We start from the raw sequence: 18,474 nt of genomic DNA, 5'->3' as shown, positions 1-18,474 counted from the left end.
GAAACACTGCGACTCAGTGCTTTCGGGATGCCCATTGAACAAGTTTGAGGCTCGGCGAGTTCGATTACAAACCGATTACATGCGTTTTGTGCATGACCGAATGCTGGTCGCGCGGAGGGTGTGCAATTCGTCCGCCCAAACCCCTGGCTGGTGGGGCGGGTTTTCACGGAGGGCGGGAGTTCGGGGGCGTCAATCCCCGGTCGACCTCAGCGTTTCGTCGTGTCGAGCGCGAGGTGGCTGAGAACGGCCAGCGGTGCGGTTTCGGAGCGCAGCACGCGCGGCCCCAGGCTGGTCGGCTGCGCGCCGCCTTGGCGCAGCAGCCGCTCTTCCGCTTCGGTGAATCCGCCTTCGGGGCCGCTGTAGATCCGCAGCGGCGCACCGGTGTCGGCGCGCGCGGCCAGGCGGCGGCCGAGCGGCTGCGCGTCGGCCAGGCTCAGCAGCAGCTGGGTCACCGGGGTGTCGGCGGATTCGCCGGCCCGCTCCTCGGACAGGCTGCGCACCGCGGCGATGTGGGGCACGCGGGTGCGGCCGCACTGTTGGGCTGCCGAGATGGCAATGCCTTGCCAGTGCTCGCGTTTCTTCTGCGCCCGCTCGCCGCTCAGGCGCAGGACCGAGCGTTCGCACATCGTCGGCACGATCTCGGCGGCGCCGAGTTCGGTGGCCTTTTCGATCAGCCAGTCGAAGCGTTCGTTGGCCGGCATGCCGGCCACCAGCGTGACGTGCAGCGCCAGTTCGCGATCGACGTCGACGAACTGCTCCACCAGCACCTGCACCTCGCTGCGGCCCATGCGCGCGATGCGCACCCGCCACTCGCCGCCCTGACCGTTGAAGACGATCAGTTCTTCGCCGGGCTGCATCCGCAGGACCTGGACGTGGCGCGCTGCGCCGGCGGGCAGCGACAGGTCGAGCCCGGCCTGCAGGGGCGTGTCGACGAAAAGGCGTGCACTCATGGTGGGTCTGGCGGTCTGGCGCGGGAGCGCAGTGTGCCCCAGCGCGCGTCGGGTGGCCGCCGGACTCAGACGCCGGGCAGGGCGCGCCGCAGCTGGATCGCCTCGGCCACGTGCACCACCTGGACGTCGGCGGCGCCTGCCAGGTCGGCGGCCGTGCGGGCCACGCGCAAGACCCGGTGCAGGCTGCGGCCCGACCAGCCGAGGCGCGACGCTGCGGCATCCAGGAACTCGCGTGCGGCGGGCAGGGCGCGGATCTGCTCGTCGAGCTGGGCGGCGTGCAAGGCGCTGTTGGCGCAGCCCTGGCGCCGCATCTGGCGTTCACGCGCGTGTGCGACCCGCTCGGCGATCACGGCGCTGGGTTCGCCATCGGCAATCGCCGACAGCGCCTGCGGCGGGATCGCCAGCACCTCGACACGCAGGTCGATGCGGTCGAGCAGCGGCCCCGACAGCCGGGCCTGGTAGCGCCGGACCTGTTCAGGCGAGCAGCGGCAGGCCCGGGTGCTGGCGCCGAGTTGTCCGCAGGCGCACGGATTCATCGCTGCCACCAGCTGGCATCGGGCCGGAAACTCGGCCTGGCGGGCCGCGCGCGAGATCGTGATGCGGCCGTTTTCGAGTGGCTCTCGCAGCGCCTCGAGGGCGGTTCGCGGGAACTCGGGCAGCTCGTCGAGGAACAGCACGCCGTGGTGCGCCAGCGAAATCTCGCCCGGCCGCGGTGGCGAGCCGCCGCCGACCAGCGCCACCGACGACGCCGTGTGATGCGGCGAACGCATCACGCGCGTGGCCCAGAGGCGGGCGTCGAACTGGCCGGCCAGGCTCAGGATGGCGGCCGACTCCAGTGCCTCGGACTCGTCGAGCGGTGGCAGCAGGCCGGCCAGGCGCTGCGCCAGCATCGACTTGCCGGTGCCCGGCGGCCCCACGAACAGCAGGCTGTGCGATCCGGCCGCGGCCAGCTCCAGCGCCCGCTTGGCGCCGGCCTGGCCTTTGACGTCACGCAGATCCGGCAGTGCCGGTGCCGCGCCGGTCTCGAACGGCTTGGGTTCGGACAAGGGTTGCGCGAGTTCGCCGTCCTGCAATGCCGCGACGACATCGAGCAGATGGCTGGCGCAACGCAGCCGCAATCCTTGCACGCGGGCGGCCTCGCGGGCACTGTACTGCGGCAGCACCAGGCAGCGCGCGGTCGGCGAGCGCTGCAACGCCAGGGCCATCGCCAACGCGCCGCGCACCGGCCGCAGGTCGCCTGCGAGCGAGAGCTCGCCGGCGAACTCCAGGCCGTCGAGGCCGGCGCTGCTGACCTGCCCGCTGGCGGCGAGGATGCCGATCGCGATCGGCAGGTCGAAGCGTCCGCCCTCCTTGGGCAGATCGGCCGGCGCCAGGTTGACGGTGATGCGCTTGTTGTGCGGGAACTCCAGGCCGCTGTTCTGCAGCGCGGCGCGAACCCGTTCGCGGGCCTCCTTGACTTCGGTGTCGGCCAGTCCGACCAGCGTGAAGCTGGGCAGGCCATTGGCGAGATGCACCTCGACGGTGACATCGGGTGCCTGGAGCCCGATCAGGGCACGGCTGTGGACGACGGCAAGCGACATGAGCGGGGCCGGTGGGATGCCGGATCGGGTGGCGACCGGGTCGATTCTGCGCACCTTGTCACGCCGATCGACACACCCTTTTGGGGGTTGCACTGAATTGGTGCCAATGCGTTCAGTGCGGTGCGTGTCGCCTGTTTGTCGAGCATGCGTGGCGCCAATGCGGGGCGTGAGGCTGGAATGTCAGCAGGTGTGACCGTTGGCATGGAAGCTGCTCAAAGGCCTGCAGCTGTCCTAGACCCAGCTAACGCTGCCCATCTGATCTCAACCAACCGGAGACCGCCATGAAAATGGTCACCGCCATCATCAAACCCTTCAAGCTCGATGAGGTGCGCGAAGCGCTCAGCAACATCGGCGTGCAGGGCATCACCGTCACTGAAGTCAAGGGCTTCGGCCGCCAGAAAGGTCACACCGAGCTGTATCGGGGTGCCGAGTACGTGGTCGACTTTCTGCCCAAGGTGAAGATCGAAGCCGCCGTGGACGACGCTATCGTCGACCGCGTGATCGAGGCGATCGAAGGTGCGGCTCGCACCGGCAAGATCGGCGACGGCAAGATCTTTGTCACCTCGCTCGAGCAGGTGCTGCGCATCCGCACCGGCGAGACCGGCAAGGACGCCCTTTGATCCTCCACACCCAGAGACAAACATGAAGAAATTTCTAGCCAAACTCGCGTTGGGCTTGGCGGTGCTGGGTTTTACCGGTGCTGTCCTTGCTCAGGCTGCGTCCGAGCCGGTTGCGGCTGCGGCCGTGATGGAGGCCGCCTCTGCTGCGGTCGAGGCCGCCGCGGATGCGGCGTCTGCCGCTGAAGTCGCTGCACCGGCCCCGGTGCCGAACAAGGGCGATACCGCCTGGATGATGGTCTCCACGCTGCTGGTGATCCTGATGACGGTGCCCGGCCTGGCGCTGTTCTACGGCGGCCTGGTGCGCGCCAAGAACATGCTGTCGGTGCTGATGCAGGTGATGGTCACGTTCTCGATGATCGTCGTGCTCTGGGCCGTCTACGGCTACAGCCTGGCGTTCACCGAAGGCAATGCGTTCATCGGTGGCTTCGATCGACTGTTCCTGAACGGGGTCTGGGACAACGCGGCCGGCACCTTTGCCAATGCGGCGACCTTCAGCAAGGGCGTCTACATCCCCGAGATCGTGTTCGCCGCTTTCCAGGCGACCTTCGCCGGCATCACCTGCTGCCTGATCGTCGGCGCCTTCGCCGAGCGCATCAAGTTCTCGGCCGTGCTGATGTTCATGGTGATCTGGTTCACGTTCAGCTATGCGCCGATCGCGCACATGGTCTGGTTCTGGATGGGCCCTGACGCCTACGCCAGCGCCGATGTCGCCGAAGCGATGACCAGCAAGGCCGGCCTGCTCTGGCAGTGGGGCGCGCTCGACTTCGCCGGCGGCACGGTGGTGCACATCAACGCGGCCGTCGCGGGCATCGTGGGCGCCTTCATGATCGGCAAGCGCGTGGGCTACGGCAAGGAAGCCTTCACCCCGCATTCGCTGACGCTGACGATGGTCGGTGCCTCGCTGCTGTGGGTGGGCTGGTTCGGTTTCAACGCCGGCTCGGCGCTCGAGGCCAACGGTTTCGCCGCGCTCGGTTTCATCAACACCCTGTTCGCGACGGCTGCCGCTGTCCTGGCCTGGTGCGTGGGTGAAGCGCTGATGAAGGGCAAGGCTTCGATGCTGGGTGCAGCGTCGGGTGCGGTGGCCGGTCTGGTGGCGATCACGCCGGCCGCGGGCAACGTCGGCATCCTGGGCGGCATCATGATCGGCTTCCTGGCTGGTTTCGCCTGCCTGTGGGGTGTCAACGGCCTGAAGAAGCTGCTCGGTGCTGACGACTCGCTGGACGTCTTCGGCGTGCACGGCGTGGGCGGCATCCTGGGTGCGCTGCTGACGGGCGTGTTCAATTCGCCGAACTTGGGTGGCCCGAGCGCCGTCGCCGACTGGGTGACCGTGGGCATGATCGCTCCGGATGCCTACTCGATCGCGTCGCAGGTCTGGATCCAGGCCAAGGCCGTCATGCTGACGGTGGTCTGGTCGGCCGTGGTGTCGGTGATCGCCTTCAAGATCGTCGACCTGGTCATCGGCCTGCGCGTGACCGAAGAAGAAGAGCGCGAAGGTCTGGACATCAGCTCGCACGGCGAGACGGCTTACCACAAGTAATCCGTAGTCCCGCGGACGCTGTCCGATCCGGAGGGGCCGCTGATGCGGCCCCTTTTGCTTTGCGGCGTCGCCCATACCTGTGGAGCTTCCTAGAATCGATCAATCACAGGCCTCCGGCAGGACACTCGCATGGTTCCCCACCTCGTCACCGCTCTGAACGGCCCGATCAACGAACTGGAGGCGCGCATGCTGGAGTCGATGCCGGCGATCGAGCGCTGGTTCCGCCTCGAGTGGATGGAGCACACGCCGCCGTTCTACACGTCGGTGGACATCCGCAACGCCGGTTTCAAGCTCGCGCCGGTCGACACCAATCTTTTCCCGGGGGGCTGGAACAACCTGACCCCCGCGATGCTGCCGCTGGCCGTGCAGGCCGCCATGGCCGCGATCGAAAAGATCTGTCCGGAAGCCAAGAACCTGCTGCTGATCCCCGAGAAGCACACGCGCAACACGTTCTACCTGATGAACATCGCGCGGCTGAAGGCGATCTTCACGTCAGCGGGCCTGAACGTGCGCCTGGGTACGCTCGATCCGGCCATCGAGACGCCGACGACGCTGACGCTGCCCGACGGCGAGGAACTGGTGCTCGAGCCGCTCGAGCGCACGCCACGCCGGCTCGGCCTGAAGGGCTTCGATCCCTGCACGATCCTGCTCAACAACGACCTGTCCGCCGGGATTCCCGGGATGCTGGAGGATCTGCACGAGCAGTACCTGCTGCCGCCCCTGCACGCCGGCTGGGCGGTGCGCCGCAAGACCCATCATTTCCAGTCGTACGAAGAGGTGGCGAAGAAGTTCGCCAAGCTCCTGGGCATGGATCCGTGGCTGATCAATCCGCTCTATACCCAGTGCGGCGAAGTGAACTTTGGCGAGGGTGCCGGCATCGAGTGCGTCAAGAGCAACGCCGATGCGCTGCTGGGCAAGATCCGTCGCAAGTACAAGGAATACGGCATCAACGAGAAGCCGTTCGTGATCGTCAAGGCCGACAACGGCACCTACGGCATGGGCATCATGACCGTGCGCGATGCCAAGGAACTCGACGAGCTCAATCGCCGCACGCGCAACAAGATGAGCGTGGTCAAGGATGGCCAGGAGATCACCGAGGTCATCATCCAGGAGGGCGTGCCGACCTACGAGCGGATGAACGATGCGGTGGCCGAGCCGGTCGTCTACATGATGGATCGGTATGTCGTGGGCGGTTTCTATCGGGTACATGCCGACCGTGGCATCGACGAGAACCTGAACGCTCCGGGCGCCCAGTTCGTGCCCCTGGCATTTGCCGAAAGTCATCACCTGGCGCGTCCGGGTGTCAAGCCGGGTGCCAGTGCGCCCAACCGCTTCTACATGTACGGCGTGATCGCGCGCCTGGCGATGCTGGCCGCAAGCTACGAACTTGAGGCGACCGATCCGAATGCGGAGGTCTACGACTGAGTCCCGCCGGCGCCTTGAGTTTTGTCCTGGATAGGCGTTGACACGTCGGCGAGTGGCGTGCCATAATCTTCGACTCATCTGGGTTGTAAGCGTACTTTGCAGTGCGCAGTGCAGCCCGGTTTCGCCCCCAGTTGCGACCTGATCGTCAAGTTCGGGTCTCACGACGGGCCCAAGACTGACCGCGACGGTAGCCTGGTGCTGCTGGGGGTGCGGGATAAGTTGGGGATAGACATGATCCAAATGCAATCGCGGCTTGATGTCGCGGATAACACCGGTGCGAAGTCCGTCATGTGCATCAAGGTGCTTGGCGGTTCCAAGCGTCGTTATGCCGGTATTGGCGACGTGATCAAGGTCAGCATCAAGGATGCTGCGCCGCGTGGTCGCGTCAAAAAGGGCGAGGTCTACAACGCTGTTGTGGTTCGTACCGCCAAGGGCGTGCGTCGTCAGGACGGCTCGCTCGTGAAGTTCGACGGCAATGCGGCAGTGTTGCTCAATGCCAAGCTCGAGCCCATCGGCACCCGCATCTTTGGCCCGGTCACCCGCGAACTGCGTACTGAGCGGTTCATGAAGATCGTGTCTTTGGCGCCGGAAGTGCTCTAAGCCGACCGAAAAGGACAGGCCATGAACAAGATTCTCAAAGGCGACGAAGTCATCGTGTTGACGGGTCGCGACAAGGGTAAGCGCGGCAAGATCGCCGTGCGCGTGGATGAAGATCATGTGCTGGTTGATGGCGTGAACGTCGTCAAGAAGCATGTGCGTCCGAACCCGCTCAAGGGCACGACCGGTGGCATCGTCGACAAGACCATGCCGATTCATCAATCGAATGTGGCGATCTACAACCCCGCGTCCGGCAAGGCCGACCGTGTGGGGATCAAGCTGCTGGCTGACGGCAAGAAAGTGCGCGTCTTCAAGTCCAGTGGCGAAGAGATCAAGGCCTGAGGCGGGATTCGAAATGGCTCAACAACAAGCTCGCCTGCAAGCTTTCTATCTTGAGACGGTCGTGCCGTCGCTCGTGGAGAAGTTTGGCTACAAGTCGGTCATGCAAGTGCCGCGCTTCGAGAAGATCACGCTGAACATGGGCGTCTCGGAAGCTGTCTCCGACAAGAAGGTCATGGATCACGCCGTGAGCGATCTGACCAAGATTGCCGGCCAGCGCCCCGTGGTCACCAAGTCGCGCAAGGCTATCGCCGGTTTCAAGATCCGCGAAGACGTGCCGATCGGCTGCATGGTCACGCTGCGTGGTGTCCGGATGTTCGAATTCCTGGATCGCTTCGTCACCATCGCATTGCCGCGAGTGCGTGACTTCCGTGGTATCTCGGGTCGTTCCTTCGATGGTCGTGGCAACTACAACATCGGTGTCAAGGAACAGATCATCTTTCCGGAAATCGAGTACGACAAGGTCGATGCGCTGCGTGGTCTGAACATCAGCATCACGACGACGGCGAAGACCGACGACGAGTGCAAGGCGCTGTTGACCGCCTTCCGCTTCCCGTTCAAGAACTGAGGTGTAACGTGGCAAAACTCTCTCTCATACAGCGCGAGGAAAAGCGCGAGAAGCTGGTCGCCAAGTACGCCAAGAAGTACGCGGAGCTGAAGGCGACCATTGACGACCAGAGCAAGTCGGAAGAAGAGCGCTATGCGGCTCGTCTTGCGCTGCAACAGTTGCCGCGAAATGCATACCCGACGCGCCTGCGTGCGCGCTGTGGTATCACGGGTCGCCCGCGTGGGACCTTCCGCAAGTTCGGCTTGGGCCGTACGAAGATTCGTGAACTGGCCTTCCGTGGCGACATCCCAGGTGTCGTCAAGGCGAGCTGGTAATTCAGCAGTACCCAGGGCACGAACAGGAGTTATTCCATGAGCATGAGTGATCCTATCGCCGACATGCTGACCCGCATTCGCAACGCCCAGATGGTCGAAAAGACCAGCGTTGCGATGCCGTCCTCCAAGCTGAAATCTGCGATCGCGCAGGTGCTGAAGGACGAGGGTTACATCGACGGCTTTGCGGTCAAGACGACCGACGGCAAGTCGCAACTCGAGATTTCGCTGAAGTACTACGCCGGGCGTCCGGTGATCGAGCGTATCGAGCGGGTGAGCCGTCCAGGTCTTCGGATCTACAAGGGCCGCCACGATATCCCGACCGTGATGAACGGTCTGGGTGTGGCCATCGTCACCACCCCCCAGGGCGTGATGACCGATCGCAAAGCGCGCGCTGCCGGAATCGGTGGCGAGGTGCTGTGCTACGTCGCTTAAGGGCAGGAGGCCGCAAATGTCCCGCGTAGGAAAGATGCTGGTCGCCGTCCCGCAAGGTGTGGACGTGTCGATCAATGAAGACCTGATCAGCGTGAAGGGTTCGCTGGGCACGCTGTTGCGCCCGGCTCATCGCCTGGTCAAGGTCCAGAATGAAGCTGGCAAGCTGAGTTTCACGCCGCTCGACGAGTCGGCTGAAGCGAATGCGATGTCGGGAACCATGCGCGCACTGGTGGCCAACATGGTCAACGGCGTGAGCAAGGGCTTCCAGAAGAAGCTGAGCCTGGTCGGCGTGGGTTATCGTGCCCAGGCCCAAGGCCAGAAGCTGAATCTGCAGATTGGTTTCTCGCATCCGGTGGTCAAGGAAATGCCCGAAGGCATCAAGGTCGAGTGCCCCACTCAGACCGAGATCCTGATCAAGGGTGCCGATCGCCAGGTTGTGGGTCAATTGGCCGCTGAGGTCCGTGCCTTCCGCCCACCCGAGCCCTACAAGGGCAAGGGCATCCGTTATTCGGATGAGAAGGTCGCGATCAAAGAGACCAAGAAGAAGTAAGGAGCCGCACCATGTTGAACAAGAAAGAACAGCGCCTGCGTCGCTCCCGTCAGACGCGTGCTCGGATTGCCCTTCAGGGCGTCGAGCGCCTGACCGTCTTCCGCACCAATCTGCATATCTACGCCAGCGTCATCTCTGCCGACGGCGGCAAGGTGCTGGCTTCGGCTTCGACGGCCGAAAAAGAAGTGCGTGCCCAGTTGGGCGTGGCCGGCAAGGGTGCTTGCGTGGACGCGGCCCAGTTGATTGGCAAGCGTATCGCCGAGCGGGCAAAAGCCGCTGGAGTCGAGAAGGTTGCTTTCGACCGGTCCGGATTCGCCTATCACGGTCGAGTGAAAGCCCTGGCTGAAGCTGCCCGCGAAGCCGGTCTGCAGTTCTAAGCCTCTCGACGCAAACGAAGGAACACCAAATGGCTAAGTTTCAACCCAAGGTCGCTGACGAAGGTCGTGACGATGGGATGCGCGAGAAGATGATCCAGGTGAACCGCGTGACCAAGGTGGTCAAGGGCGGTCGGATCATGGCTTTTGCAACGCTGACCGTGGTCGGTGATGGCGATGGTCGCGTCGGCATGGGCAAGGGCAAGGCACGTGAAGTGCCGGTCTCGGTCCAGAAGGCGATGGAGTCTGCTCGTCGCGGTCTGGTCAAGATCCCGCTGCGCAACGGCACGGTCCCGCACAACGCGACCGGCGAACATGGCGCGGCAAAGGTCCTGCTGGCGCCCGCGCCGGCCGGTACCGGCATCATTGCCGGTGGCCCGATGCGCGCTGTCTTTGAAGTGCTGGGTATCACCGACATCGTGGCCAAGAGCCTCGGCTCGTCGAACCCGTACAACATGGTTCGCGCCACGTTCGACGCCTTGTCGCGCATGACCACCGCTTCGCAAGTGGCGGCCAAGCGTGGTCTGACGATCGAACAGATCTTCAACTGAGCGCCGGGAGTACACCATGTCTGAAAAGAAGACTGTCCGGGTCGCGCTGGTTCGCAGCCCGATCGGTACCCGTGAATCGCATCGTGCGACCGTTCGCGGCTTGGGCCTGCGCAAGGTCAACAGCGAATCCGTGCTGGAAGATACGCCCGCGGTGCGCGGCATGATCAACAAGATCTCGTACCTGGTGAAGGTGCTCTGAGCACCTGTTGCCGAGGAAAGACGATATGGAACTCAATTCGATCAAGCCAGGCTCGGGATCCAAGCACGCCAAGCGTCGCGTGGGTCGTGGCATCGGCTCCGGCCTGGGCAAGACCGCAGGTCGTGGCCACAAGGGTCAGAAGTCTCGTGCGGGTGGCTATCACAAGGTGGGCTTCGAAGGCGGTCAGATGCCGCTGCAGCGTCGCCTGCCCAAGCGTGGCTTCAAATCGCATCTGCTGAAGTTCAATGCAGAGATCACGCTCGGCCAACTGCAGGTTCTGGCTGTCGATGAGGTCGACCTGCTTCTCCTGAAGCAGATCGGTCTGGTTGGTGAACTGGCCAAGGTCGTGAAGGTGGTGAAGTCCGGCGAACTGACGCGTGCTGTTGTCCTCAAGGGCATCGGCGCGACTGCAGGCGCCAAGGCTGCGATTGAAGCGGCCGGCGGCTCGCTGGCAGCCTGAGCGTTTCTCACTGACTGCGGATCTTCGTGGCAACCAACGCAACTCAACTGGCCAAGAGCGGCAAGTTTGGCGACCTGCGGCGCAGGCTGACATTCTTGCTGCTGGCTCTGGTGGTCTATCGGGTCGGGGCTCATATCCCTGTCCCGGGGATCAACCCTGACCAGCTCGCGGAGCTGTTCAAGGGTCAGCAGGGCGGCATCCTGAACCTGTTCAACATGTTCTCGGGTGGTGCGCTGTCTCGCTTCACGGTGTTTGCGTTGGGGATCATGCCGTACATCTCGGCATCGATCATCATGCAGTTGATGACCCATGTGCTGCCGGCTCTCGAGTCCTTGAAGAAGGAAGGCGAAGCAGGGCGGCGCAAGATCACGCAGTACACGCGTTACGGCACGCTTGGTCTGGCGATCTTCCAGTCTTTGGGAATCGCACTGGCGATCGAAGGTTCTCCTGGTCTGGTGATCGATCCGGGCCCGATGTTCCGCATCGGCGCGATGGTCAGCTTGACTGCGGGAACCATGTTCCTGATGTGGCTGGGTGAGCAGATCACCGAGCGTGGACTCGGCAACGGTATCTCGATCCTGATCTTTGGCGGCATTGCTGCTGGCTTGCCCAGTGCGATCGGTGGGTTGCTGAACCTGGTCAATACCGGTTCGATGAGCATCATCGCGGCACTGTTCATCGTTGCCATCGTGATCGGCGTGACTTTCGTGGTCGTGTTCGTCGAGCGCGGTCAACGCAAGATCCTGGTCAACTACGCCAAGCGTCAGGTCGGCAACAAGGTCTATGGCGGGCAGTCGTCGCACTTGCCGCTGAAGATCAACATGTCGGGTGTGATTCCGCCGATCTTTGCCTCGTCGATCATCCTGCTGCCTGCGACGGTTGTTGGTTGGTTTGCCACAGGTGAGAGCCTGGTCTGGTTGAAGGACATTTCTGCGGCCTTGTCGCCGGGTCAGCCGATCTATGTCCTGCTGTATGCCGCGATGATCGTCTTCTTCTGCTTCTTCTACACCGCGTTGGTGTTCAACAGCAGAGAGACCGCTGACAATCTGAAGAAGAGTGGCGCATTCATTCCTGGAATTCGACCAGGCGACCAGACTGCACGCCACATCGACAAGATTCTGGCGCGTCTGACGCTCGGTGGCGCGGTCTACATCACTGCGGTGTGTCTGCTGCCCGAATTCCTGGTCCTGAAGTACAACGTGCCGTTCTATTTTGGTGGCACGTCCTTGCTGATCATCGTTGTGGTCACGATGGACTTCTGGGCCCAGGTCCAGTCCTACGTGATGTCGCAGCAGTACGAGTCGTTGCTCAAGAAGGCCAGTTTCAAGGCAGGCTGACAACGACCTGGCGAGGCACGTTCGATGTCCAAAGACGACGTCATTCAGATGCAGGGCGAGGTCCTTGAAAACCTGCCCAACGCGACATTTCGCGTCAAGTTGGAGAATGGGCACGTAGTGCTCGGCCATATTTCCGGGAAGATGCGCATGCACTACATACGCATCTTGCCGGGTGACAAAGTTACCGTAGAGCTAACGCCCTACGATCTGTCCCGTGCTCGCATCGTTTTCCGGGCGAAGTGAGCGAGAGCTGTTCATAGTCCCGGAAGACAAGCGCTAAGCCGATCAAGGAGAAGACCATGAAAGTCTCCGCATCCGTCAAGAAGATCTGCCGCAATTGCAAGATCATTCGTCGCAAGGGTGTGGTCCGTGTCATTTGCACCGACCCGCGCCACAAGCAACGCCAAGGCTGATGAGCCCCCGCGCTGCAACCGTATAGAGGACGCACATGGCACGTATTGCTGGTATCAACATTCCGCCCCACAAACACGCCGAAATCGGCCTGACGTCGATCTATGGCGTTGGCCGTACGACGGCTCAGAAAATTTGTGAGGCCTGTGGCATCGCCTACAACAAGAAGGTCAAGGACCTGGATGACAGCGACCTGGAGAAGATCCGGGAAGAAGTCGGCCGCCTGACCATCGAGGGCGATCTGCGCCGCGAAATCTCGATCAACATCAAGCGATTGATGGATCTGGGTTGCTATCGCGGTTTCCGTCATCGCCGCGGTCTGCCGGTGCGTGGTCAACGCACTCGCACCAACTCCCGCACCCGCAAGGGCCCCAAAAAGGGCGCGGCGGCGCTGAAGAAGTAATCTAGGCGTCAGCCCGGAGAAAACCCAGTCATGGCAAAAGCACCCGTCAATAACGCCGCACGGCGCGTCAGCAAGAAGGTCCGCAAGAACATTGCGGACGGTGTTGCGCACGTGCATGCGTCTTTCAACAACACGATCATCACGATCACCGACCGTCAGGGCAATGCGTTGTCCTGGGCCTCGAGTGGTGGCCAGGGTTTCAAGGGCTCGCGCAAATCGACTCCCTTTGCAGCCCAGGTCGCAGCCGAAGTGGCGGGTCGTGCGGCTCAGGAGCAGGGCATCAAGAACCTCGACGTCAAGATCAAGGGCCCCGGCCCGGGTCGTGAGTCGTCGGTTCGCGCACTGGCTTCGTTGGGCATCCGGATTGCGTCGATCTCCGACGTGACGCCGGTTCCGCACAACGGTTGCCGTCCGCAGAAGCGTCGTCGCATCTGAACGTTCTGCCGCGCCCTGAGCGCGGCAGCGTTGACGTCTTATAATGCCCGGCTGTCCGGCGAGCGCCTGCGTGCGTCGCCGGTTTTCCATTTGAGTTTTGCGCACGCAGCGGGCCGTGATTCACGCAACTCGACTCAAGACCACCGTCTGGTCGACCCATCGGGCCCAGACTCGCGCGAGCTTTCATAGGCACGCGTCAGATCAAGAAGGACACCACAGTGGCACGTTACCTCGGACCCAAGGCCAAGCTGGCCCGCCGTGAAGGCACCGATCTCTACCTGAAGAGCGCACGTCGTTCGATCAGCGACAAGTCGAAGTTCGAATCCAAGCCTGGCCAGCATGGCCGCACCTCGGGTTCGCGCACTTCCGACTTCGGCCTGCAACTGCGCGAGAAGCAGAAGGTCAAGCGCATGTACGGCGTGCTCGAGAAGCAGTTCCGCCGCTACTTCGCCGAAGCCGACCGCCGCAAGGGCAACACCGGTGCCAACCTGCTGCTGCTGCTCGAGTCGCGGCTGGACAACGTGGTCTATCGCATGGGCTTCGGTTCGACCCGTGCAGAAGCGCGTCAGCTGGTCTCGCACAAGGCTGTCACCGTCAATGGCCAGTCGGTCAACATCCCGTCGTACCTGGTCAAGGCCGGCGACGTGATCAGCGTGCGCGAAAAGTCGAAGAAGCAGCTGCGCATCATCGATGCCCTGAAGCTGGCCGATTCGATCGGCCTGCCGGCCTGGGTTTCGGTCGACCTGACGAAGATGGAAGGCATCTTCAAGAAGGCTCCTGACCGTGATGAGTTCGGCGCCGAAATCAACGAATCGCTCATCGTCGAACTGTATTCGCGTTGATCGATTGGCCGGTGTGCGGCGAGTGCCGCGCGCCGGTGTCTACGGCCTGTACCGGGCGCGTGGCTTGTCTGCGCAGTCCGGTGGGTTCATCAGCCTTATCGGTGTAACGAGCCGAGGGTATTGACAGGAACTTTCAATGCAAACCAATCTGCTGAAACCCAAAGCCATCAACGTCGATCCGCTGGGTGGGCACCGCGCCAAGGTGACCCTCGAGCCGTTCGAGCGTGGCTTCGGGCACACGCTGGGCAACGCGCTTCGCCGCGTGCTGCTGTCGTCGATGGTCGGCTACGCGCCCACCGAAGTGACGATCGCCGGCGTGCTGCACGAGTACTCCACCGTCGACGGTGTGCAGGAAGACGTGGTTCACATCATGCTCAACCTCAAGGGCGTGGTGTTCCGTCTGCACAACCGCGATGAAGTGACGCTGGTGCTGCGCAAGGAAGGCGAAGGCCCGGTGAAGGCTTCCGACATCCAGACGCCGCATGACGTCGAGATCATCAATCCTGACCACGTGATCGCTCACCTGGCCCAGGGCGGCAAGCTCGACATGCAGATCAAGGTCGAGAAGGGCCGTGGTTACGTGCCGGGCAGCATGCGCCGCTACGCCGACGAGCCGACCAAGTCGATCGGCCGCATCGTGCTGGACGCGTCGTTCTCGCCGCTCAAGCGCGTCAGCTACACGGTCGAGAGCGCTCGCGTCGAGCAGCGCACCGACCTCGACAAGCTGGTGATGGAGATCGAGACCAACGGCGCGATCTCGCCCGAGGAAGCGATCCGCGCCTCGGCCAAGATCCTGGTCGAGCAGCTGGCGGTGTTCGCGCAGCTCGAAGGCAGCGACCTGGCGATCTTCGAAGCACCGGCACCGCGTGCCCAGCACTTCGATCCGATCCTGCTGCGTCCGGTCGACGAGCTCGAACTGACGGTGCGTTCGGCCAACTGCCTGAAGGCCGAGAACATCTATTACATCGGCGACCTGATCCAGCGCACCGAGACCGAGCTGCTCAAGACCCCGAATCTGGGTCGCAAGTCGCTCAACGAAATCAAGGAAGTGCTGGCTTCGCGTGGTCTGACTCTGGGCGCCCGCCTCGAGAACTGGCCGCCGCAAGGCCTCGACAAGCGCTGATTCAATGAATGGAATGGGTGGACGACCGGTGTCGGTCGGCTCGCCCGGTGCAGCCTGCGGTACCTGATCCGGCCGCCGGTTCATATAAGGAAAGGAAAGCACCATGCGTCACGGTAACGGACTTCGCAAACTCAATCGCACCTCGTCGCATCGCCTGGCGATGCTGCGCAACATGTGCAACTCGCTGATCCAGCACGAGGCGATCAAGACCACGGTCCCCAAGGCCAAGGAACTGCGTCGCGTCGTCGAGCGTCTGCTGACGCTGGGCAAGACCCCCACGCTGGCGAACAAGCGTCTGGCTTTCGACCGCCTGCGCGACCGCGACAACGTCGTCAAGCTGTTCGGCGTGCTGGGCCCGCGTTACGCGGCTCGTCCGGGCGGCTACACCCGCATCCTGAAGATGGGTTTCCGCGTCGGCGACAACGCGCCGATGGCGTTTGTCGAACTGGTCGACCGTCCGGATCCGAGCGCTGCAGTCGAAGTGACTGAAGACAAGGCCTGACACGCAGACCCAGGTCAGTTCGCCGCGGCGCAGGCTGCGGTCGATCGATGCACCTGATGAAAGGCCGGCTCTGCCGGCCTTTTCCGTTTCTGCAGGCGATCGGACTCAGGCCCGCCGCAGCGCCCGGTCGAGTTCGTGCAAGGCGTGGGCGACGGACTGCACCCGCACCGCGTGGCGGTCGCCGTCGAAGCGTTGCCTCGCGGTCCAGGCCGCGCCGGGCAAGGCCCAGCCGAACCAGACCGTGCCGACCGGCTTGTCCACGCTGCCGCCGCTCGGGCCGGCCACGCCGGTCACCGCCAGCGCGACCTGCGCGTGCGAATGCGACAGCGCGCCGCGTGCCATCGCCTCGGCAACCGCCGAACTGACGGCGCCGTGAGCGGCGATCGTGTCGGCCGGCACGCCCAGCAACTCGCACTTCGCCGCGTTGCTGTAGCTGACGATGCCGCGCTCGAACCAGTCGCTCGAACCCGCCAGATCGGTGCAGGCCGCGGCGATCAGGCCGCCGGTGCAGCTCTCGGCCGTGCACATCAGCCACCGGCGGGCGACCAGTTGCAGGCTGATCGCCCGCACCCGCGCCGGTATCTCGTGGTGTTCGAGCTGTTCGACGTGATTCATGCGCGGCTCCTCTTCAGGCGGCCCACCAGCGCTGGGCCGACTCCAGCACGGCCAGCGTCAGCAGCGTGCAGGCGGCGGCGACGAGGTCGTCGACCAGGATGCCGAATCCGCCGCGCCAGCCGCCGCCCTTGAAATGTCGATCGGCCCAGCCGACCGGTCCGGGTTTGGCGGCGTCGAAATACCGGAACAGCGCGAACGCGAGCAACTGCATCAGCCCGTCGGCCGGCGCGATCACCCACAGGATCAGCCAGAACGCGACCACTTCGTCCCAGACGATGAAGCCGGGGTCGGCGATGCCGGCGTGTTCGGCCGTGACGGTGCAGGCCCACCAGCCGATCAGCAGCGAGGCGCCGATCAGCCCGCCCCAGCCGACAGGACCGAGCCCCATGTCGAGCACGAGGTAGGCCACCCAGGCCCAGAGCGTGCCGACCGTGCCGGGCGCTTTCGGACTCAGTCCGCTGCCGGCGCCGAGCGCGATGAAGTGGGCCGGGTGCTCGAACAGGAAACGCACCGACACGCGACGCGGCGCCGGGTTCGTGCCGGACGGCGAGCCGGGTTCGTGCGCGCTCATGGCGTCGGGCCTGCGAAATGGTCGAAGCTGGCCCAGGGCGTGGCGATCGGCGCGCCGTTGCGGTCGATCACGCGCGTGCCGGGTTCCGGCGTGATGCGGCCGACGCAGGTCACGGCGGTCTGCGCCGCGGCGGCCGCTTCGAGCACGGCGCCGTGGGCGCCGGGCGGGGCGGTGAACAGCAGCTCGTAGTCGTCTCCGCCGCAGAGCATGCACAGCTGCTGGATCGGCTCGGGCTGACGCGCCAGCGCTTCGTGGCGTGGCAGGCGATCGATCTCGATCTCGGCGCCGAGCGGTGTCCGGTCGCGATGGCAGGCCGCGCCCGAGCGCCGCAGCACATGGCCGAGGTCGCCCAGCAGCCCGTCCGACAGGTCGAGCGCGCTGCTGGCGATGCCGCGCAGCGCCCGCCCCAGCGCGAGCCGCGGGTTCGGCAGCTCCATCGCCAGCCGTGCGGCGGTGAAATCGGTGCCGTCGAGCGCGACCGGGCCGTGCAGCGCCTCGAGCCACAGGCGCGCCAGGCCCAGCTGCCCGCTGACCCAGAGCTGATCGCCGGGCCGTGCGCCGCTGCGCAGCAAGGCCGTGCCGGCCGGCACCTGGCCCATCACGGTGATGCACAGGTTGAGCGGGCCGGCGGTGGTGTCACCGCCGACCAGTTCGATCTCATGCGCGTCGGCCAGCGCGAACAGGCCGCGCGCCAGGCCGGCCAGCCAGGCCTCGTCGACCTTCGGCATCGACAGCGCCAGCATGAACGCCAAGGGCTCGGCGCCGCAGGCCGCCAGATCGGACAGGTTGACCGCCAGCGCCTTGTGGCCCAGCGCCTCGGCCGAGACGGTCGGGAGAAAGTGCCGGCCTTCGACCAGCATGTCGGTCGACACCGCGAGCTGCATGCCCGGCGCCGGCGCCAGCAGCGCGCAGTCGTCGCCGACGCCGAGCGGGTTGCGCCGCGCCGGGCGGTCGAAGTACTTGGCGATCAGGTCGAATTCACCCAGGGACATGATGAGCTTGGCGGCCGGGTTTCACGGCGGCAGCAGGCGAGGGAACGAGGGGGCGGATTATCCGGCGGTGGCGCGGTCGGCCGGCGCGCGATCAGGCGCTCACGCCAGGCCGGCGTCGCGCAGCAGGTTGGCGAGTTCGACCGCCGAGCGCACCGCCATCTTGTCGAACACCCGCGAGCGGTGCACCTCGACCGTGCGCACGCTGATGTCCAGGTTGTCGGCGATCTGCTTGTTGGCGCGCCCGGCCACGATCAGCTGCATCACCTCGACCTCGCGGTCGGTCAGTTCGCCCAGGTGCGCCTGCACCGTGTTGCGCAAGGCCAGCGCCTCGAGCGATTTGGCACTGCGCTGCAGCGCCTCGATCACGCGGTCGACCAGCGCGTTGTCGGAGAACGGCTTCTCGACGAAATCGAAGGCGCCGTTCTTGACTGCGGCGACGGCGGTGGAGACATCGGCGTTGCCGGTCAGGAAGATCACCGGCATCAGCGTGCTCCAGCCGCGTTCGACCAGGCGCTGGAACAGGGCCATGCCGTTCATGCCCGGCATGCGCATGTCGAGCAGCACGCAGGCGCAGTCGTCGGCGCGCACCTCGCCGCTTTCGATCGCGGCCCAGAACGCGTCGGCGCTCGGGAAGGCCTGCGGCAACAGGCGGCGCGAGCGCAGCAACCAGGAAAGCGCGTCGCGCACCACTTCTTCGTCGTCGACGACGTAGACCGTGCCGTGTTCGGGCTGCAGGCGTTGGTTCAT

General features: G+C 64.4%; 27 protein-coding genes. 21 read left to right on the top strand and 6 right to left on the bottom strand.

Annotation, left to right across the window (positions count from 1 at the left end):
- Positions 1-206: 206 nt before the first annotated feature.
- Together LCHO_RS19640 and LCHO_RS19635 are read right to left on the bottom strand one after the other, a co-directional pair.
- A complete protein-coding gene (locus LCHO_RS19640) occupies positions 207-950 on the bottom strand; it encodes a 16S rRNA (uracil(1498)-N(3))-methyltransferase (protein WP_012348943.1) in 744 nt (247 codons plus the stop codon).
- A gap of 65 nt (positions 951-1,015) precedes the next feature.
- Positions 1,016-2,530, bottom strand: coding sequence for a YifB family Mg chelatase-like AAA ATPase (locus LCHO_RS19635; protein WP_012348942.1), 1,515 nt, complete (start codon positions 2,528-2,530; stop codon positions 1,016-1,018).
- A gap of 281 nt (positions 2,531-2,811) precedes the next feature.
- Here LCHO_RS19635 and LCHO_RS19630 point away from each other — a divergent pair, with 281 nt between their 5' ends.
- The 21 genes from LCHO_RS19630 to rplQ all read left to right on the top strand — a co-directional run bounded on the left by LCHO_RS19630 (position 2,812) and on the right by rplQ (position 15,549).
- Positions 2,812-3,150 (top strand): P-II family nitrogen regulator, encoded by a 339-nt coding sequence (locus LCHO_RS19630; RefSeq protein WP_012348941.1) that lies wholly within the window; start codon positions 2,812-2,814, stop codon positions 3,148-3,150.
- Between the two features lie 22 nt (positions 3,151-3,172).
- Complete coding sequence (locus LCHO_RS19625; protein ID WP_012348940.1) at positions 3,173-4,687, top strand: ammonium transporter; 1,515 nt, start codon at positions 3,173-3,175, stop codon at positions 4,685-4,687.
- A 129-nt stretch (positions 4,688-4,816) separates the two neighbouring features.
- Positions 4,817-6,112, top strand: a complete 1,296-nt coding sequence (gene gshA / locus LCHO_RS19620) for a glutamate--cysteine ligase (RefSeq protein WP_012348939.1) — start codon at positions 4,817-4,819, stop codon at positions 6,110-6,112.
- A gap of 231 nt (positions 6,113-6,343) precedes the next feature.
- The gene (gene rplN, locus LCHO_RS19615) at positions 6,344-6,712 is read left to right on the top strand and encodes a 50S ribosomal protein L14 (protein WP_012348938.1); all 369 of its coding nucleotides are present in this window, start codon (positions 6,344-6,346) and stop codon (positions 6,710-6,712) included.
- 21 nt (positions 6,713-6,733) lie between these two features.
- Entirely contained in the window at positions 6,734-7,051 is a 318-nt protein-coding gene (rplX, locus tag LCHO_RS19610; RefSeq protein ID WP_012348937.1) for a 50S ribosomal protein L24, read from the top strand.
- 13 nt (positions 7,052-7,064) lie between these two features.
- Positions 7,065-7,616 carry a 50S ribosomal protein L5 gene (gene rplE / locus LCHO_RS19605; protein ID WP_012348936.1) on the top strand — a complete coding sequence of 184 codons (552 nt, stop codon included), beginning with the start codon at positions 7,065-7,067 and terminating at the stop codon, positions 7,614-7,616.
- A gap of 8 nt (positions 7,617-7,624) precedes the next feature.
- Positions 7,625-7,930 carry a 30S ribosomal protein S14 gene (gene rpsN / locus LCHO_RS19600; RefSeq protein ID WP_012348935.1) on the top strand — a complete coding sequence of 102 codons (306 nt, stop codon included), beginning with the start codon at positions 7,625-7,627 and terminating at the stop codon, positions 7,928-7,930.
- Between the two features lie 36 nt (positions 7,931-7,966).
- A complete protein-coding gene (gene rpsH / locus LCHO_RS19595) occupies positions 7,967-8,362 on the top strand; it encodes a 30S ribosomal protein S8 (RefSeq protein WP_012348934.1) in 396 nt (131 codons plus the stop codon).
- Between the two features lie 16 nt (positions 8,363-8,378).
- The gene (gene rplF / locus LCHO_RS19590; protein WP_012348933.1) at positions 8,379-8,912 is read left to right on the top strand and encodes a 50S ribosomal protein L6; all 534 of its coding nucleotides are present in this window, start codon (positions 8,379-8,381) and stop codon (positions 8,910-8,912) included.
- A gap of 11 nt (positions 8,913-8,923) precedes the next feature.
- Positions 8,924-9,289, top strand: a complete 366-nt coding sequence (gene rplR, locus LCHO_RS19585; protein WP_012348932.1) for a 50S ribosomal protein L18 — start codon at positions 8,924-8,926, stop codon at positions 9,287-9,289.
- A 29-nt stretch (positions 9,290-9,318) separates the two neighbouring features.
- Positions 9,319-9,837 carry a 30S ribosomal protein S5 gene (gene rpsE / locus LCHO_RS19580; protein WP_012348931.1) on the top strand — a complete coding sequence of 173 codons (519 nt, stop codon included), beginning with the start codon at positions 9,319-9,321 and terminating at the stop codon, positions 9,835-9,837.
- A 16-nt stretch (positions 9,838-9,853) separates the two neighbouring features.
- Positions 9,854-10,036, top strand: a complete 183-nt coding sequence (rpmD, locus tag LCHO_RS19575) for a 50S ribosomal protein L30 (RefSeq protein WP_012348930.1) — start codon at positions 9,854-9,856, stop codon at positions 10,034-10,036.
- A gap of 25 nt (positions 10,037-10,061) precedes the next feature.
- Positions 10,062-10,496, top strand: a complete 435-nt coding sequence (rplO, locus tag LCHO_RS19570) for a 50S ribosomal protein L15 (RefSeq protein ID WP_012348929.1) — start codon at positions 10,062-10,064, stop codon at positions 10,494-10,496.
- A gap of 26 nt (positions 10,497-10,522) precedes the next feature.
- On the top strand, positions 10,523-11,833 hold the full coding sequence (gene secY / locus LCHO_RS19565; protein WP_012348928.1) for a preprotein translocase subunit SecY: 1,311 nt from the start codon (positions 10,523-10,525) through the stop codon (positions 11,831-11,833).
- A gap of 24 nt (positions 11,834-11,857) precedes the next feature.
- Entirely contained in the window at positions 11,858-12,076 is a 219-nt protein-coding gene (gene infA / locus LCHO_RS19560; RefSeq protein WP_010804116.1) for a translation initiation factor IF-1, read from the top strand.
- Positions 12,077-12,132: 56 nt separating this feature from the next.
- On the top strand, positions 12,133-12,246 hold the full coding sequence (gene rpmJ / locus LCHO_RS23000; RefSeq protein ID WP_012348927.1) for a 50S ribosomal protein L36: 114 nt from the start codon (positions 12,133-12,135) through the stop codon (positions 12,244-12,246).
- A 35-nt stretch (positions 12,247-12,281) separates the two neighbouring features.
- A complete protein-coding gene (rpsM, locus tag LCHO_RS19555; RefSeq protein ID WP_012348926.1) occupies positions 12,282-12,647 on the top strand; it encodes a 30S ribosomal protein S13 in 366 nt (121 codons plus the stop codon).
- Positions 12,648-12,677: 30 nt separating this feature from the next.
- Entirely contained in the window at positions 12,678-13,082 is a 405-nt protein-coding gene (gene rpsK, locus LCHO_RS19550; protein ID WP_012348925.1) for a 30S ribosomal protein S11, read from the top strand.
- A 218-nt stretch (positions 13,083-13,300) separates the two neighbouring features.
- The gene (gene rpsD, locus LCHO_RS19545) at positions 13,301-13,924 is read left to right on the top strand and encodes a 30S ribosomal protein S4 (protein WP_012348924.1); all 624 of its coding nucleotides are present in this window, start codon (positions 13,301-13,303) and stop codon (positions 13,922-13,924) included.
- A 136-nt stretch (positions 13,925-14,060) separates the two neighbouring features.
- Positions 14,061-15,047, top strand: a complete 987-nt coding sequence (locus tag LCHO_RS19540) for a DNA-directed RNA polymerase subunit alpha (protein ID WP_012348923.1) — start codon at positions 14,061-14,063, stop codon at positions 15,045-15,047.
- A gap of 103 nt (positions 15,048-15,150) precedes the next feature.
- Positions 15,151-15,549, top strand: a complete 399-nt coding sequence (rplQ, locus tag LCHO_RS19535; RefSeq protein WP_012348922.1) for a 50S ribosomal protein L17 — start codon at positions 15,151-15,153, stop codon at positions 15,547-15,549.
- A gap of 105 nt (positions 15,550-15,654) precedes the next feature.
- On the opposite strand, the gene LCHO_RS19530 is transcribed toward rplQ, so the two are convergent.
- The 4 genes from LCHO_RS19530 to LCHO_RS19515 form a co-directional block, all read right to left on the bottom strand.
- Positions 15,655-16,164, bottom strand: coding sequence for a CinA family protein (locus tag LCHO_RS19530; RefSeq protein ID WP_012348921.1), 510 nt, complete (start codon positions 16,162-16,164; stop codon positions 15,655-15,657).
- Positions 16,165-16,177: 13 nt separating this feature from the next.
- A complete protein-coding gene (locus tag LCHO_RS19525) occupies positions 16,178-16,735 on the bottom strand; it encodes a phosphatidylglycerophosphatase A family protein (RefSeq protein WP_012348920.1) in 558 nt (185 codons plus the stop codon).
- On the bottom strand, positions 16,732-17,727 hold the full coding sequence (gene thiL, locus LCHO_RS19520) for a thiamine-phosphate kinase (RefSeq protein ID WP_012348919.1): 996 nt from the start codon (positions 17,725-17,727) through the stop codon (positions 16,732-16,734). The genes LCHO_RS19525 and thiL overlap by 4 nt, the downstream gene beginning before the upstream one ends.
- Positions 17,728-17,826: 99 nt before the next feature.
- The gene (locus tag LCHO_RS19515; protein ID WP_012348918.1) at positions 17,827-18,474 is read right to left on the bottom strand and encodes a response regulator transcription factor; all 648 of its coding nucleotides are present in this window, start codon (positions 18,472-18,474) and stop codon (positions 17,827-17,829) included.

Origin of the sequence: Leptothrix cholodnii SP-6 (assembly GCF_000019785.1) — a bacterium.
Lineage (GTDB): Bacteria > Pseudomonadota > Gammaproteobacteria > Burkholderiales > Burkholderiaceae_C > Sphaerotilus > Sphaerotilus cholodnii.
The sequence above is the reverse complement of the archived record's forward strand: the minus strand, read 5'-3'. Positions and strand labels throughout refer to the sequence as shown.